13 protein-coding genes are annotated in these 13,226 nt (G+C 40.6%); 11 read left to right on the top strand and 2 right to left on the bottom strand.

Going from position 1 to position 13,226, the window contains the following annotated elements; genetic code table 11:
* Nucleotides 1-123: 123 nt before the first annotated feature.
* From AC4EG4_RS06675 to cls, 5 genes are all read left to right on the top strand, one after another.
* Entirely contained in the window at nt 124-591 is a 468-nt protein-coding gene (locus AC4EG4_RS06675) for a DUF4279 domain-containing protein (RefSeq protein WP_490987340.1), read from the top strand.
* Nucleotides 592-665: 74 nt separating this feature from the next.
* Entirely contained in the window at nt 666-1,109 is a 444-nt protein-coding gene (locus AC4EG4_RS06670) for a hypothetical protein (RefSeq protein WP_490987339.1), read from the top strand.
* Between the two features lie 599 nt (nt 1,110-1,708).
* Entirely contained in the window at nt 1,709-2,089 is a 381-nt protein-coding gene (locus tag AC4EG4_RS06665) for a hypothetical protein (RefSeq protein WP_490987338.1), read from the top strand.
* A gap of 100 nt (nt 2,090-2,189) precedes the next feature.
* A complete protein-coding gene (locus AC4EG4_RS06660; RefSeq protein WP_490987337.1) occupies nt 2,190-2,468 on the top strand; it encodes a hypothetical protein in 279 nt (92 codons plus the stop codon).
* 122 nt (nt 2,469-2,590) lie between these two features.
* A complete protein-coding gene (gene cls / locus AC4EG4_RS06655; protein ID WP_490987336.1) occupies nt 2,591-4,045 on the top strand; it encodes a cardiolipin synthase in 1,455 nt (484 codons plus the stop codon).
* A 281-nt stretch (nt 4,046-4,326) separates the two neighbouring features.
* Here cls and AC4EG4_RS06650 read toward each other — a convergent pair whose 3' ends face one another.
* The gene (locus AC4EG4_RS06650; protein ID WP_490987335.1) at nt 4,327-4,521 is read right to left on the bottom strand and encodes a DUF4177 domain-containing protein; all 195 of its coding nucleotides are present in this window, start codon (nt 4,519-4,521) and stop codon (nt 4,327-4,329) included.
* Nucleotides 4,522-4,664: 143 nt separating this feature from the next.
* Here AC4EG4_RS06650 and AC4EG4_RS06645 point away from each other — a divergent pair, with 143 nt between their 5' ends.
* The 4 genes from AC4EG4_RS06645 to AC4EG4_RS06630 all read left to right on the top strand — a co-directional run bounded on the left by AC4EG4_RS06645 (nt 4,665) and on the right by AC4EG4_RS06630 (nt 7,024).
* On the top strand, nt 4,665-5,207 hold the full coding sequence (locus AC4EG4_RS06645; RefSeq protein ID WP_490987334.1) for a barstar family protein: 543 nt from the start codon (nt 4,665-4,667) through the stop codon (nt 5,205-5,207).
* Nucleotides 5,208-5,243: 36 nt separating this feature from the next.
* Nucleotides 5,244-5,675: a hypothetical protein gene (locus AC4EG4_RS06640; RefSeq protein WP_490987333.1), complete on the top strand. Its 432-nt coding sequence runs from the start codon at nt 5,244-5,246 to the stop codon at nt 5,673-5,675.
* 56 nt (nt 5,676-5,731) lie between these two features.
* A complete protein-coding gene (lepB, locus tag AC4EG4_RS06635) occupies nt 5,732-6,430 on the top strand; it encodes a signal peptidase I (RefSeq protein ID WP_490987332.1) in 699 nt (232 codons plus the stop codon).
* A 63-nt stretch (nt 6,431-6,493) separates the two neighbouring features.
* On the top strand, nt 6,494-7,024 hold the full coding sequence (locus AC4EG4_RS06630) for a GNAT family N-acetyltransferase (RefSeq protein ID WP_490987331.1): 531 nt from the start codon (nt 6,494-6,496) through the stop codon (nt 7,022-7,024).
* 38 nt (nt 7,025-7,062) lie between these two features.
* On the opposite strand, the gene AC4EG4_RS06625 is transcribed toward AC4EG4_RS06630, so the two are convergent.
* Nucleotides 7,063-7,635 (bottom strand): histidine phosphatase family protein, encoded by a 573-nt coding sequence (locus AC4EG4_RS06625; protein WP_490987330.1) that lies wholly within the window; start codon nt 7,633-7,635, stop codon nt 7,063-7,065.
* A gap of 64 nt (nt 7,636-7,699) precedes the next feature.
* Here AC4EG4_RS06625 and AC4EG4_RS06620 point away from each other — a divergent pair, with 64 nt between their 5' ends.
* Nucleotides 7,700-8,119, top strand: coding sequence for a hypothetical protein (locus AC4EG4_RS06620; RefSeq protein WP_490987329.1), 420 nt, complete (start codon nt 7,700-7,702; stop codon nt 8,117-8,119).
* An 18-nt stretch (nt 8,120-8,137) separates the two neighbouring features.
* Nucleotides 8,138-13,033: a DUF4132 domain-containing protein gene (locus AC4EG4_RS06615; protein WP_490987328.1), complete on the top strand. Its 4,896-nt coding sequence runs from the start codon at nt 8,138-8,140 to the stop codon at nt 13,031-13,033.
* Nucleotides 13,034-13,226 lie beyond the last annotated feature (193 nt).

Here is a 13,226-nt window from a genome sequence, read left to right as displayed (position 1 = left end):
GAGCAATTAAAACAGGCCATGCTGCAGTTTTTAATCGAAATTGAAAATAGCGTCGCCGGCTACTAGTTTTGCTAACTGATAAGTAAGATGCAAGTCAATTGAATAATTATAGAGGGGTGCACAATGGAAGAAACCAACAGCTACACGTACTTTGCAATTGAGAGCAATGGAGAAATTGCACAAGGTGGTTTAACTTCTTATCCTAAAGGCATGTTTAATCCAGAAGATATCTCAAATCTGCTGGGTATCCATGCTTTCAGCAGTTGGGCTTATGGAGATAAAAGAAAGGATGGATCCAAGTTTCTTTTTTCTTCATGGAGTGCAGAAAAATCTGCTATTGAAAGATTGGATGCAGAAGCTCAATGCGGGGATACCATCAAACATTTAAAAAACAAAATTCCACTGCTCAAACAAATCAAAGAACAATACGATGTGAATTTTATACTGGTGGTTGTCCCCAGTGTATATGGTGAAGAAGCTCCTTATATAGGATTTGAAGAAGAGATCATTAGATTTTGTTATTTAACGGGAACAACAATTACAGTGGATATGTACATTTATCCAGCAGAAGATGAAAAGAGCGAGTTTTAAATTCTTGAGTTCAGAAACCTATGTACAAGTAAGATAAATCTACCAAGATCACTGGTTTTAAGGAGATGCAAGGAATGTCGAAAAACAAAAAGAACAAGAAAGCAAAAAAGGAACAGAATATTTCATTTGATCCCTATTTTTCTGAGAAAGCAAAAATGGAAGTGAAAGTCGATAAACACGGCGTTTCTTTTGTTGGTAATGCGGAAGGGTACTTGTCAATTTCCAGGTTTTTTACCTATTTGGCAGAGGTTCACTTGTCTATAAGAGAAGAGCCGCACAGATCCGAGACAAATACAGTACAAGGATATGGAGCCTACCACTTTAAAGACTACGTGGCTGAAGAAAAAATTCAACAAGGCGATTATTTATTTAGACCGGGTCCCATTCGCGAATTAGAAACTGACAATCACGAACAAGATGTATTATTTTGGTTATCCGATGTTATAGGTCCGGAATTTTGGTTGGAAAAAGAAAACAAGGGTACAAAAGAAAAAAAGGAAAAGAAGGGTTCAAAATGATGAAGGCAGTAGAGGAAGTGATTGCGAAATCATTCTTTGATAGGAAGGTGCAGGAAAGAGTGCTGCATGAATTGGTTTCACCTAATGTTTCATGTGTTCCAGGTGGCATATTTTGAAGCGGAACAAGCCTTTGGATCGCCGCCAAGGTATTTGTTAAAGAGACCCCAGATGAACTGATGAAGAACTAAATCAAATTGTCTAGTTAATATAAGCTGCATAACATTTTAAGCGATTGGAGAAAGGAATTTTAGTTATGAAACTAGCATGGACAACATATTTAATTGGATTGGTTCTTGTAATCGTATATTTCAATACTGGTTCCACCATTGCATTTATAATAGGGATTGGGCTTCAGCTAGCAAGGTTTGTCATTCAAACGATTACCAAAAGAAAAGCAGTAAAGCCATACATAATTAGTAGAAAAACTGTTTGAGTTCTCAAATGGTTTTTCTTTTTCAATAGTATATATTTCAAATAGTTTTGAAATTTTCTAAAAAGAAGAACCAAAAGAGAGTCTTTTCGTTCTATAGAGTGAAAGCGATTTATTTTTTCTTATGAAGAAGGATACATCCCATTTACCGATATTGGAGGCTTCCAAAGTGAAAAAACTGATCAAAATTGTTTTAGTGATTTTAAGTGTGATTGCTTTCGGTATTGGGGTGTTTGTCATCATGTTCTACCTAAGTATGCAGCCAGATGCAGACCGAGAAGCACAGATTAGAGAAGAAGCGGAGCTCTACTTGGCCGAGAATTTTAACAACGATTTTGAGATATACGATGCTTTGTATGACAACATGGGAAACTTCGAATTTGAATATGCGGCAAAGGCTCGGGATGTTCCCAACAATTCAATCCCGGAAGTTACAAAAACAATAACCTGTCTCCCGTTATTCGTCTTACTTTACCATGAGAAAGAAAGAGCGAAGATAAAATGCTTTTCACCGAGTTTATTTCTTTATTACAAACTGAAGGAGTGTTAGAGCATGGAAAGTTGAATGTTTCTTATATTGCCGAAACAGGAGAAATGCTGGAGGATTACGAATGGAGCCAGGAATTTTAATAAATTAGAAGGGGGAGATTTTGCTGAAAAAATTCTACTCTACACTATCTGCAATTTGTTTTGCTTTAATGATCTTGCCATTTGCACTCCCTGCATCTCCTGGCGGCTTTGACCTTTTGGTTTTTATTTTCGGTATTAACTTTTATTTGCCGCTTGTTTTTGGTGTCGCTGGAATCGTTTTGGGGCTGCTCGGCGTTAAAGGAAATGCCAGACTTTATTTAGTTTCGTTTAATGCATGTGGATTGGGAATTTATATTTTTATTGTATTTACAGCTTTTTTTGGTTTTAAAGAACCTTGAGGATTTTCTAACTAAAAAGCGATAGAGGATATAAATTTCTTCTATCGCTTTTTCCTTTTTATAAAGAGGACTATTTGGATATTTAGAGAATAGGAATGGGACATAGCGAAAGGGGTGGAGAGATGGATTGGTCGATCATTTTTAGCTGGACGCTGACTGGTATAATCCTATTGAATATTGCATTGGCGATTGTCGTTATTTTTAGTGAACGGCGTGATGCCGGTGCTGCCTGGGCATGGCTGCTGGTTTTGTTTTTCTTGCCGGTTCTTGGCTTTATTGTCTACTTGTTTTTCGGGCGACTGTTAAAAGATAGGAATTTCTATAAGTTAAGTGAAGAAGAACAGTCCTATCACTCTCGGCAAATTAACTCTCAAATCGAACGCATTCAAAGCGGCGCAGTGGAATACGATAATGAACTGCTGAAAAAACACAAGCAGCTGTTGATCATGAACTTGGAATCTTCCCGCTCAATGATCAGTTTTTACAATGACATGGATGTGCTTTCTGAAGGTGTACAAAAGTTCGATACAATGATTGCAGACATTGCAAGTGCACAGGAAGAGGTCAATATTCAGTATTATATCATCAAGCGGGATGCCCTCGGCAGGCGGCTGCTGGATGCATTGTTGGAGCGGGCAAAAGCAGGGGTCAAAGTTCGCCTTCTTTACGATGGATTTGGTTCAAGGAGTTTAAAAGAGGCCGACTTTAAAGAATTGATTGCGAATGGCGGCGAAGTGCAGATTTTCTTCCCTTCGACTCTCGGCTTGATTAATTTCCGGGTTAATAACCGCAACCACCGCAAAGTTTGTATCATTGATGGAAAAGTTGGTTATATCGGCGGCTTTAATGTTGGCACAGAGTATTTAGGCGAGGTTAAGAAGTTTGGCTATTGGCGCGATGTTCATTTGCGTATACAAGGAGATGTTGTCCATCATATCCAGGAACGCTTTATTTTGGACTGGAACTACTCCAACCAGCACAAAAAAAGAGAGGACTTATTTTGCTTTCCCCAGCACCAGGTTAAGAGCTTGTCTCCCATGCAAATCGTTACAAGTGGCCCGAACTCCCATACAGAACACTTAAAAAATATGATGATCAAAATGATTCTAACGGCCGAACGGGAAGTTTACATCCAGACTCCGTATTTCATACCGGATAAAAGCTTCATGGACGCCTGCAAAATGGCGTTGCTGAGCGGTGTGAAAATGCACATTATGATCCCAGGAAAGCCGGACCATCCATTTGTCATGTGGGGATCGTGGTCATTTCTTGGGGAACTGCTCGATTACGGCGCGGATGTGTATTTGTATGACCGTGGATTTCTCCACTCCAAAACAATGTCCATAGACAGTGAGATTTCTACCATTGGGACGACTAATTTGGACGCCCGAAGCTTCCGCCTGAATTTTGAAATGAATGCATTGGTGTTCAATCGCCAAGTTGCGCTAGAATTGGAGTCGTTGTTCGAAACAGATGCAGCAGACTGCCGAAAACTGACGAAAGAGCTATATGCCAAGCGCAACTTGACAATTAAATTCCGTGAAGGGATATCACGCTTGTTGAGTCCGATTTTATGAGGAGATTTACCAAACACGCCAATATGGGCTTACTTAAAAGCTAAATTCAAACAGCAGCAAATCAAGCTGGCTGCAAGCCTCAATGACTGGAGTTGCAATATAAAATTTGCGAGGCGATTGACCAACTCGCAGTCGAGGAGAACTAACGACTTCGGGTGAACTACAGGTTTTTTGTATCATTTTTGAATCCTTTAAAGTTTAATAAATAGACAAAAAGTGAGGAGAGGCAATTGGCCAATCTTCTCACTTTTTGTCTGCATATTCTTGTATAGAAAAGGAAACTAAGGCATGTCTTTGGAGAATATAATTTCGATATAGGCAGCTCCGCCGTAAAGGGATGTAGGTGGGGAGAATACTTGCACCAACTCCCATCCTTCCTTAGCATGTCTGTGAATAACTTCTTGGTAACCGTCTATTTTTTGATAAATGCCGGCTACGCCTTTTACTTTAATTCTTTCAAATTTGTATTCTTTCATTCCTCTTCCTCCTCTATAAACTCCAGATCGTTTCCGAATCGTTTGTATTTAGTTTAAAACTAAAAGTAAAAAACGACTACTTTTAAAATAAAATCTTTATTTTTTATTCTTCAGGAAGAATGTGTAAATGAAAAGGAGAAATCATGAGAAAAGGAGAATTTAAACAAAGCAGATTAATTATTTCCTTTATAAATAGAAGAGAGTGGAGACACATGAGCTTGCAAACGGAAAATTGGAAACGACTAATGATCAATGGCAGCCTGATCCTTTATAATAAGCAAAGCATTTTAGAAAAAGAGATTAGTAAAATGGAAGCTGAAGGATTCGAGACGATCCGATTTGATTGTGCCGGCTGGAATGAAGCAGTTTTTCACGAAGAAGTTGCAAGAAAGTTGAATTTCCCCGCTTATTACGGTGGAAATCTGGATTCTTTTAATGATTGCTTGTCAGATGTTGAGCCAAAGGATACCGGCATTCTGCTGGTCTTTTATCATTATCAAACATTTTTGTCTAAATACCCTGCATTAGCAATAAAGATGCTGGGTATTATTCACATAAATTCATGGAGATATTTACTTGATGGGAAAGCGTTAGTAAGCTTTATTCATTCAGATGATCGTAAGATCGCCATTCCACCCATAGGCGCAATGGATCTGCAATGGAATGCGGAAGAATGGTTTGATTAAAATAGTCGTTCCTGCTAAAGAGAAGGATGTGAAGTTGTGGACTGGAATGAGCTTCAGAATCAAACAGATATTGAAAATTTCATGGAACTTTTTGGTGGATTTCATGACAGCTGTCTTAAGGAACTGTTTATGTGGACGGAGGCTTCTGTCAGTGAGGATTTCTCTATGAGTATGTCAACTAACACCTGTGTTCTGTTCCAACGGCAAGTACCAGAACCTTCAGCGATTGAATTGTATTTTAAAGCTGTTACACAGTTTCATGTAATTCCCCAGATTGAAGAAGCAGACTCGGTTATTTATGGAGCAAAACTATTTGTTAATGGCGGCATCTTTTATTGGGCAGAGGATGAAGAGTGGCAGTTGGACCAACCGTTTATTCATCCAATAAGCTGGTTGGCTGCAAGAGAACTTTATTGGCGTGATGCAAGTTCTTGGACGTGCAAAGAGCATCGATATGGTACCAGATAAAGAAGAGGGTGAGCAGTAGAAGTTCAGACGTAACAAGCCGGAAAGGGGAATGCGGTATGAAAAAGCGACCAAACAAGGAAGTTTCAAAGCTGCCAAATGCTTTACGAAAACACAAAAAGTGGCGTCCAACGAAATTTATCGTCAGTGTCTTGGGAATTGGAGTCATCACGCTTTCTTCTTTTTTGGTGTTCAATAGTCCAGAAATGTTTTCACATACAAGTGAAATGAAGGATGATCCAGCTCCAGAGAGACTCTCCCAAGTTCCGGAAACCGATAATACTTTCACAATCGAATGGTCGTTTGATTCGATGGACAGGGGAGAGCACGACTTGCTCACCGCTTTTCATGGTGAGCTTGTTGTTTCAGAAGAAATCGAACCACTGAAGCGTGGAGATATCCTCTATTACCAATATCATGGAGAACAACAATTGGGACGCCTTGTTGGCTTGCCTGGTGAGACTGTAGAAATACAAAACGGGCAAGTGTATGTTGATGGCAACGAGCTAAATACTTTTTACGGTGAAGCAGCAAGTCTCGGTATGACAAAAGAAGAGTATTTTAAGAGTGTCCACTCGGAAAATGTAGATTTGGATGCAATGGAAGAGTATTTTAATACTTCAATGGAGTCGGTCACTGTTGAAGAAAATGCGGTCTTTGTTTTGGTGGATATGTGGTGGAGAGGCAGGGACAGCAGAGAATACGGGCCCATCCCCTATGAACAGATACAGGGGATAGTTTTGGGTTATAAGCAATAGCTACGACTTGTAAATGATTGCAGAAGCTAAAATAGTAAATGGACAGATTCAGGGGGAACCAATATGAACTTCAAAAGCGACCGGGTGTACTTGCGCCCCTTAAATGAAACAGATGCACCGACCCTGTTGGCCAATACAGAGAATGAAGAAATACGCTACCTGACTGGAACGACACACTCATTTACGTTGGAACAAGTCCAGCAGCATATTCAAAACGTGGCGAAAGATGCAACCCGCTATGATTTTGCCATTTGCCTAACGGAAACTGATCAAATGATTGGAGAGCTATCAATTACAGATATTGACAAAAATAACCGAAAAGCAGGATTTAGAATTTCAATGAATGCTATGGAACTGACTGGTCAAGGTTATGGCACGGAGGCCATTCGCCTTGTCTTAAAACTTGTTTTCGAGGAACTTCGATTGAATCGTCTGCAGTTGGAAGTGTTCAGCCACAACCTACAAGGAATCCGAGCTTATGAAAAATCAGGTTTCAAAAAAGAAGGATTTCTGCGAGACTCTCTTTATTATAATGGGAAGTTCTCAGATGAAATTATTATGTCAATTATTCAAACAGATTACGATAAAATTTAAATATAGGTTTTATTTCAAAACACCAAAATAAAAACTTTTTATTGGTCAATCCATAATCGTTGAACATTCACTAATTCCTCCCCATCAAACTCCATCTTATAAATATCAGGTTTCGAGATGCGATTTAAAAACTGCAAATCGTAATTTTCCTCATAAAAACCCATCAACAACGTCATCACAACACCATGGGTTCCCAGTGCAATACTACTGCCGGGATGGGAAGCTAGCAATTTTTTAAAAGCGCCTACTGCCCTTTTTTGGCATTCGGCATTGGATTCGCCCGAGTCAAACGCATAGTTCGGATCTGAAAATGATTTTTCCACTAATGGATCCAACTCGTTGTCGGCCATGCGCTCAGAAGCTGTTGAAAATACTCTTTCTTTTAAGTCTTCAACCACTAAAATTTCTTTTCCTAACCGCTGCGCTAAGGGTTCAACCGTGGCAATTGACCGTGCATAGGGGCTGGAAACAACAATATCAATTTCTTCATTTTCCAAAATGGCAGTTACTATCTTTGCATCGAGTTGCCCTTTTTCTGTTAATCCTCTAGTCTGTTCATTTTCTTCTTTTGGCGAGTCGCCGTGCCTTATCATATATACAAATGTTGCCATAACTTTGTCCCCCTTTATATTATAAAAAGACTACCATATTGACGGAACAGGAGAAATGAAAAGCATGAAAATATTTATTACCGTAAAAAATGCAAGTGCCAAAAAAAAATATGTGGACCAGCTGGAAGTAAAATTGCCCGAATCAGTTACTAAGCTGCAATTGCTGGTTGAAGAAATCGTCAGGCAGAACGTCATGCATTACAATGCGTCTCTCGAACAAGGCAAGCTTGCTGCATTTCTCACTGCAAATGAAATGAGAGATCTGGAACCTACAGGAAAAATAGGATTTGGGGAAACGTATGACAATCGCCAAGCGGATATGGGAAAAGCATTGCAAGAAGCCGAAGCAGCATTTGAAGATGGATTGTACCGTGTGTTCATTAACGAACTGGAAATAATGGAATACAAACAAACCATTGCAATGAAACAGCACGATACAGTGGTATTTCTTCGATTGACAATGTTGGCTGGAAGAATGTGGTGACCCCAAGGAGGAAGCTAGATGAATGGCAAAATTGATTACGAGTATTTGAAAGAACTTCAAGAAAAAGTCGACAGTTTACCAGAAACAGACAAAGAGTTAGGACGCAGACTGGAGAGATTCTGCACATTGGAAGAGTATAAATACGATGCGCACATTCGCCGATTTGAAAGACAACTGGGGCGAAATGCGCCAAACTTTCAACTGAAAATTGAAAAGCTGCAGGACCTGACAAAACTGCTGCTGCCTCCCTATTATTCGGACGTAATGGCATATATCATCCAACATGCAACAGACCATGCCTATACAACAGGCTATAACAGAAAGCCATTTAGAACGAACGAGTTATCGGCCCATTGGGACACCATTCTTTGGAAATATTTTGCGCTTTATGCACATGCAGCTTCTGGACTCCATTCTACGGAGCTGTTGACACAAAGAACAGAACTTGCCGAGTACAGCATCAAAAGCGACATCATCGCCTATGAAATCGATCAGCAAAACCCTGAAATATTGGATCAGATACAACTTGCTGTATTTGGCGACAACAATATTGCCCTTGTCTCCAGAAATCTGATCAAAGGCATCGTCATGAGCCATGACAAAAAAATGCATACCCTGCTTGGCCAGCTGCTGGTGGCTGCTCGATTGCAGGAGGGACTTCGGCAGAGTATTGTCGAAACGATGGATGAAGGCTGCTTGGAAGCCACAACCTGCTTGATGAACGTTATTTTAGAGCACGATCTTATCCGCTTCAGTTCGGTCGTGCGTGCAATGAGTGTATGGACAGGCATAGCTTTTGATGTAGAAAACAAGCGAGTATTGAAACAAACGATTCATTTCATGCATGAGGCATTGACTGATGAGTCACGCAGAGTAGAGGGGTTAACCAGTAAAAATGCAAACGAATTGTATATCAGTTTATGGGCAACTGCGGTTCAAGAGGAAAAGCTGTTGCCCGCTGCAGCAGCTGATGTTTTGAAAAACGGCGAGTCTTACCAGAAAGTTGCTGCTCTTTATTTAATGCACGAAAGCGAAAACCTGTCCGCAAAGTACAGTGTTGCCGCGGCAAACTTAGGTGTCTCCAACACTGAGGTAGAAGCAATGGTAATCGCTAATTACCCGGATACATATGATTACAAAACGATTTTCAACATACAGCGGAATGTAAAATCCATAACCGACGGTGTAAATTACATTCCTGAATTGAGGGATAACGGTGAACGCAATCATCAATTTTTAACATTAATGGATATGTTTTTGGCGGCTCCTAAGAAAGAAATTACGCTCACTTTTAACCTGGGCACCGGTGTTGAAATCTCTTACTCTGCAGACTCAGTCGCGCGAAAAATTCTTTACTTGATCGCCTATGATCGTGATGTACAAAAACTCAATAAACTTTTAGCGCACAAGGAGATTTTAAGTTCCGAAACAAAAGGCGTGATCCTGGAGAACTTTTTGCACAATCCTGAAGATCCAACTCAAAGAAACTTTATTTTTTCAAGTTTATCGGACCGAAGCAGCCAAAATCGGTGGCTCGCACTGAAAAAAGTTGAGCGTTTGTCATTGGATGCCAACGAAATAGTCCGAGTAGAGGCATTGTTAAAGCTAAAAACCGGAACTATAAGGCAAAGTGCAATCAACATATTGATGAAGTTGGAGAAAAACGCATTGCAGCAGTCCATTAATCGTCTTGTCTCGAGCAATCAAGAATTGCTGCGCCTTGGCGGATTGGAAATCCTCACGGAAATCCATGATAAAAAGAGAGATCAATTTTCTTTTTTTCAAAATGAGCATTTAGCTATTTCGCAGCCTACGCAGAAAGAACAGCTTCTGCTCGATAAGCTGAAAGCGGAAGAACCTGATGATGCCCAAATAGGATTTGGGTTGTATAATCCCCAAAGTACGTTTCACTTTTTTGTAGAGCAAGCTCCAATCAAAGCGCTTCTGCTGCATGATTTCTTAAGCATCGAGAAAGATCGTTTTGCAGAACTGCTAAGGGGACTGGATGGGTTGGTGCTCGAGCACAAAGATACATCGTATGAACTGGAATGGTACGGTTCAATGGAGGTTTATTTGATTGGAGCGGAAATAAACAGAGGCAACCTTTATCACAGAGAAGAACACGGAAAAGGCATCACTTCGCTGCCGCTGGCAGAAGTATGGAAATCTTATATGAAAGAACAGAAAGCAACGGCTTCTGAACTGTTTCAACTGGAAGCGATTTTTTCACTGCAAGAAGTTTACGATTATTACGTAAAGCTTTGTCAAATTGAAGCCAACCGGTCCACAGCCTCCAGCAAATGGAGAAAAGAGCTGCTTGAGTCGCTTTACCCAATGGAAAAAATAGCTGATTTCATTGGGATCCAGCAACAAATGGTATACATGCAGCAAATCAAAGAAATCATCACCGCCTTTTTTGAAGACCGGGACAGCCAGGCTTTTTTTGATGCGACCAGCCGGATTTTAAACACCTTAATTCGAGCCGTTCCTGAAGAAATCCGGAAAGATCAGAGTGGTTTGTATGAATACATGGCTCACCCTTGGCTAGAGTGGATGACTGAAGATTCCCTGGATGATGCTTCTTTTGCACGCTATTTTACTAGTAAATATGTACTTTACACCAGCAAGAAATTCCGCAGTTACCAGCCGAGTCTTGAGGAAATCAATCGAGCCTTTTCCCTTGCTCTGATCGATAGAAATGAATGCTTCCGGGAATTACTGGAGCGAGACGGCGGAGAGTATGGGCATCATCTCTATCATCTCACACAAGATAATCGTTCCAAGAAGTTCAAAGCGCTGAAAGAGCTAAAACATACACTGGTGGAACGCCTGCTTGAAATTGAGTTGAAAAGAGGAGAATTGCCAACACCGGCTTCCAGTTTGGCGGAAAAGATCGTCTATTTTGAAGGAGTAGAGTATTTCTTCTCTATCCTCAAAGCGCTGGAGGGAAATACCTTAGCGCGCGGTTATTTTTATTCTTTTGATGAGCATTACGCCAAAAAAGATATGATGAGCCAGTTGCTGAAAAGTTGTCATCCGCGACAAGGAGACACTTCAGACCATTTGGCTCGGATGTGCAAAGAATTTCCCATTTCAGAAAAGCGTTTGTTGGAAGCTGCTATGTACGCTCCCCAATGGACTGACCTTATAGCTGACTATTTAGGATGGAGTGGATTGAAAAAAGCAATCTGGTATTTTCATGCGCATACAAACGAAGTGTTATCTGCAGAAAAAGAAACGATTATTGCCCAGTTTTCCCCGATTTCCCCTGAGCAGTTTAATGATGGAGCGTTTGACCTTAAGTGGTTCAAAGAAGCGCATGATGAACTGGGTGAAGAACGTTTTGAACTTTTATACCAATGCGCCAAGTATATTTCAATGGGTGCCTTGCATAGAAGAGCGCAATTGTTCGCAGATGCTGCAATGGGAAAATTAGATCCAGAAGAATTAAAAACAAGTGCTCAAATCAAACGCAATAAGGAGCATTTGCTTTCTTATAGTTTGCTGCCAATCGTTAGTGATGTGGAAGAAACAATTCTGGAACGCTACGAATTTATCCAACAATTTCTCACCGAAAGCAAAAGCTTTGGAGCTCAAAGGCGGACAAGCGAGGCAAAGGTTGTGGAAATCGCTTTGGAAAACTTAGCGGAAATGGGCGGCTACCAAGACACCATAAGAATGCGCTGGGTTATGGAAGCAAAGAAAATAGAGTCTCTCAAACCGTATACCATCCCTGTAGAAGTGGAAGGCTATCAAGTTTATATTGTGATTGACAAAAATGGCAAGAGCCGTCTTCAACTTGCCAAAAACGGAAAAGAGCTTGCTTCTTTACCCGCAAAACTTAAAAAGAATGACTATGTACAAAAGCTAAAAGAAATCCACACAGAGTTGAAAAATCAAACTCGCCGTAACCGCACCGAACTGGAAAAATCAATGGTTAGGCAAAGCAAATTCAGCAAAAACGAATTGGAACGGATGATCCAAAATCCAACCGTTGAACCTATGGTTAAAAACTTGATCTTTCAAGTAGGAAATCGCTTTGGTTTTCTTGGAAACAGTCAGCTCGTTCAAGAAAATGGAGAGATTCATGTTCTGCAAGAAACGGATCAAGTCAGGATTGCCCATTGTGTTGATTTGCATATGCACGGGGTGTGGGAGAAGTACCAACGGATTCTGTTTGACCGCCAGATTGTACAGCCGTTCAAGCAAGTGTTCCGGGAGTTGTATATTCTGAATGCTGATGAAAAAGCAGCCAGGTTCCGTTCAGCAAGGTATGCAGGGCACCAGCTCCAGCCTGCAAAAGCACTTGCTTTGTTTAGAGGACGTTCGTGGACAGTCCATTACGAAGAAGGGCTGCAAAAAGTAGATTACCAAGAAAACATTATCGCAACAGTGGATGCAATGGCTGATTGGTTTTCACCAGCAGATATTGAAAGCCCTACGATTGAACATGTGGCGTTTTTTGAACGAAAAACAGCCAAAGCTTTGGAACTGGCAGACGTTCCGCCCATTCTCTTTTCAGAAACAATGCGCGATGTGGAATTGGCCATCAGCATTGCTCATGTCGGCGGCGTGGATCCACAAGCAAGCTTGACCACAATCGAAATGAGGAAAGCAATCATACGGGAATCCATTCGACTGACGCAAACGGCAAACGTTCACCTCAAAGAAAATTTTGCTTATATCGAAGGCACCCTCGGTTCTTACGGAGTCCATCTAGGCAGTGGATCTGTCCAAAAGCAGGCAACAGGCTCGCTTTATCTTATTCCGGTCCATAGCCAGCACAGGGGCAAGCTATTCCTTCCATTTTTAGACGAAGACCCAAAAACAGCGGAAATTCTGGCAAAAATTCTTTTGTTGGCGAATGACAAGAAGATAAAAGATCCGCATATCTTGGCGCAGATTAATGGCTAGACGATATATAGTTTACCTTTAATTACTAGGATTCATAGAGATAAAAAAGGCAGCTGCAAAGCTGTCTTTTTTATCTTTTCTCGTTAATACGCTAGACTTCGTATTTTCTCTATAGGTGTGATGGCTGTTTAATAGATAAGCTTCTGCAAGATTTTTGAATAACCTTTACATTTACTGGTCATGGGTATAGGCT

Source organism: Planococcus sp. TJ-201, assembly GCF_058268495.1.
The sequence above is the reverse complement of the archived record's forward strand: the minus strand, read 5'-3'. Positions and strand labels throughout refer to the sequence as shown.

Coding starts and splice junctions, on each gene's coding strand:
- AC4EG4_RS06675 (WP_490987340.1), top strand. CDS start 124: ATGGAAGAAACCAACAGCTACACGTACTTTGCAATTGAGAGCAATGGA.
- AC4EG4_RS06670 (WP_490987339.1), top strand. CDS start 666: ATGTCGAAAAACAAAAAGAACAAGAAAGCAAAAAAGGAACAGAATATT.
- cls (WP_490987336.1), top strand. CDS start 2,591: ATGGATTGGTCGATCATTTTTAGCTGGACGCTGACTGGTATAATCCTA.
- AC4EG4_RS06650 (WP_490987335.1), bottom strand. CDS start 4,521: ATGAAAGAATACAAATTTGAAAGAATTAAAGTAAAAGGCGTAGCCGGC.
- AC4EG4_RS06645 (WP_490987334.1), top strand. CDS start 4,665: ATGAGAAAAGGAGAATTTAAACAAAGCAGATTAATTATTTCCTTTATA.
- lepB (WP_490987332.1), top strand. CDS start 5,732: ATGAAAAAGCGACCAAACAAGGAAGTTTCAAAGCTGCCAAATGCTTTA.
- AC4EG4_RS06630 (WP_490987331.1), top strand. CDS start 6,494: ATGAACTTCAAAAGCGACCGGGTGTACTTGCGCCCCTTAAATGAAACA.
- AC4EG4_RS06625 (WP_490987330.1), bottom strand. CDS start 7,635: ATGGCAACATTTGTATATATGATAAGGCACGGCGACTCGCCAAAAGAA.
- AC4EG4_RS06620 (WP_490987329.1), top strand. CDS start 7,700: ATGAAAATATTTATTACCGTAAAAAATGCAAGTGCCAAAAAAAAATAT.
- AC4EG4_RS06615 (WP_490987328.1), top strand. CDS start 8,138: ATGAATGGCAAAATTGATTACGAGTATTTGAAAGAACTTCAAGAAAAA.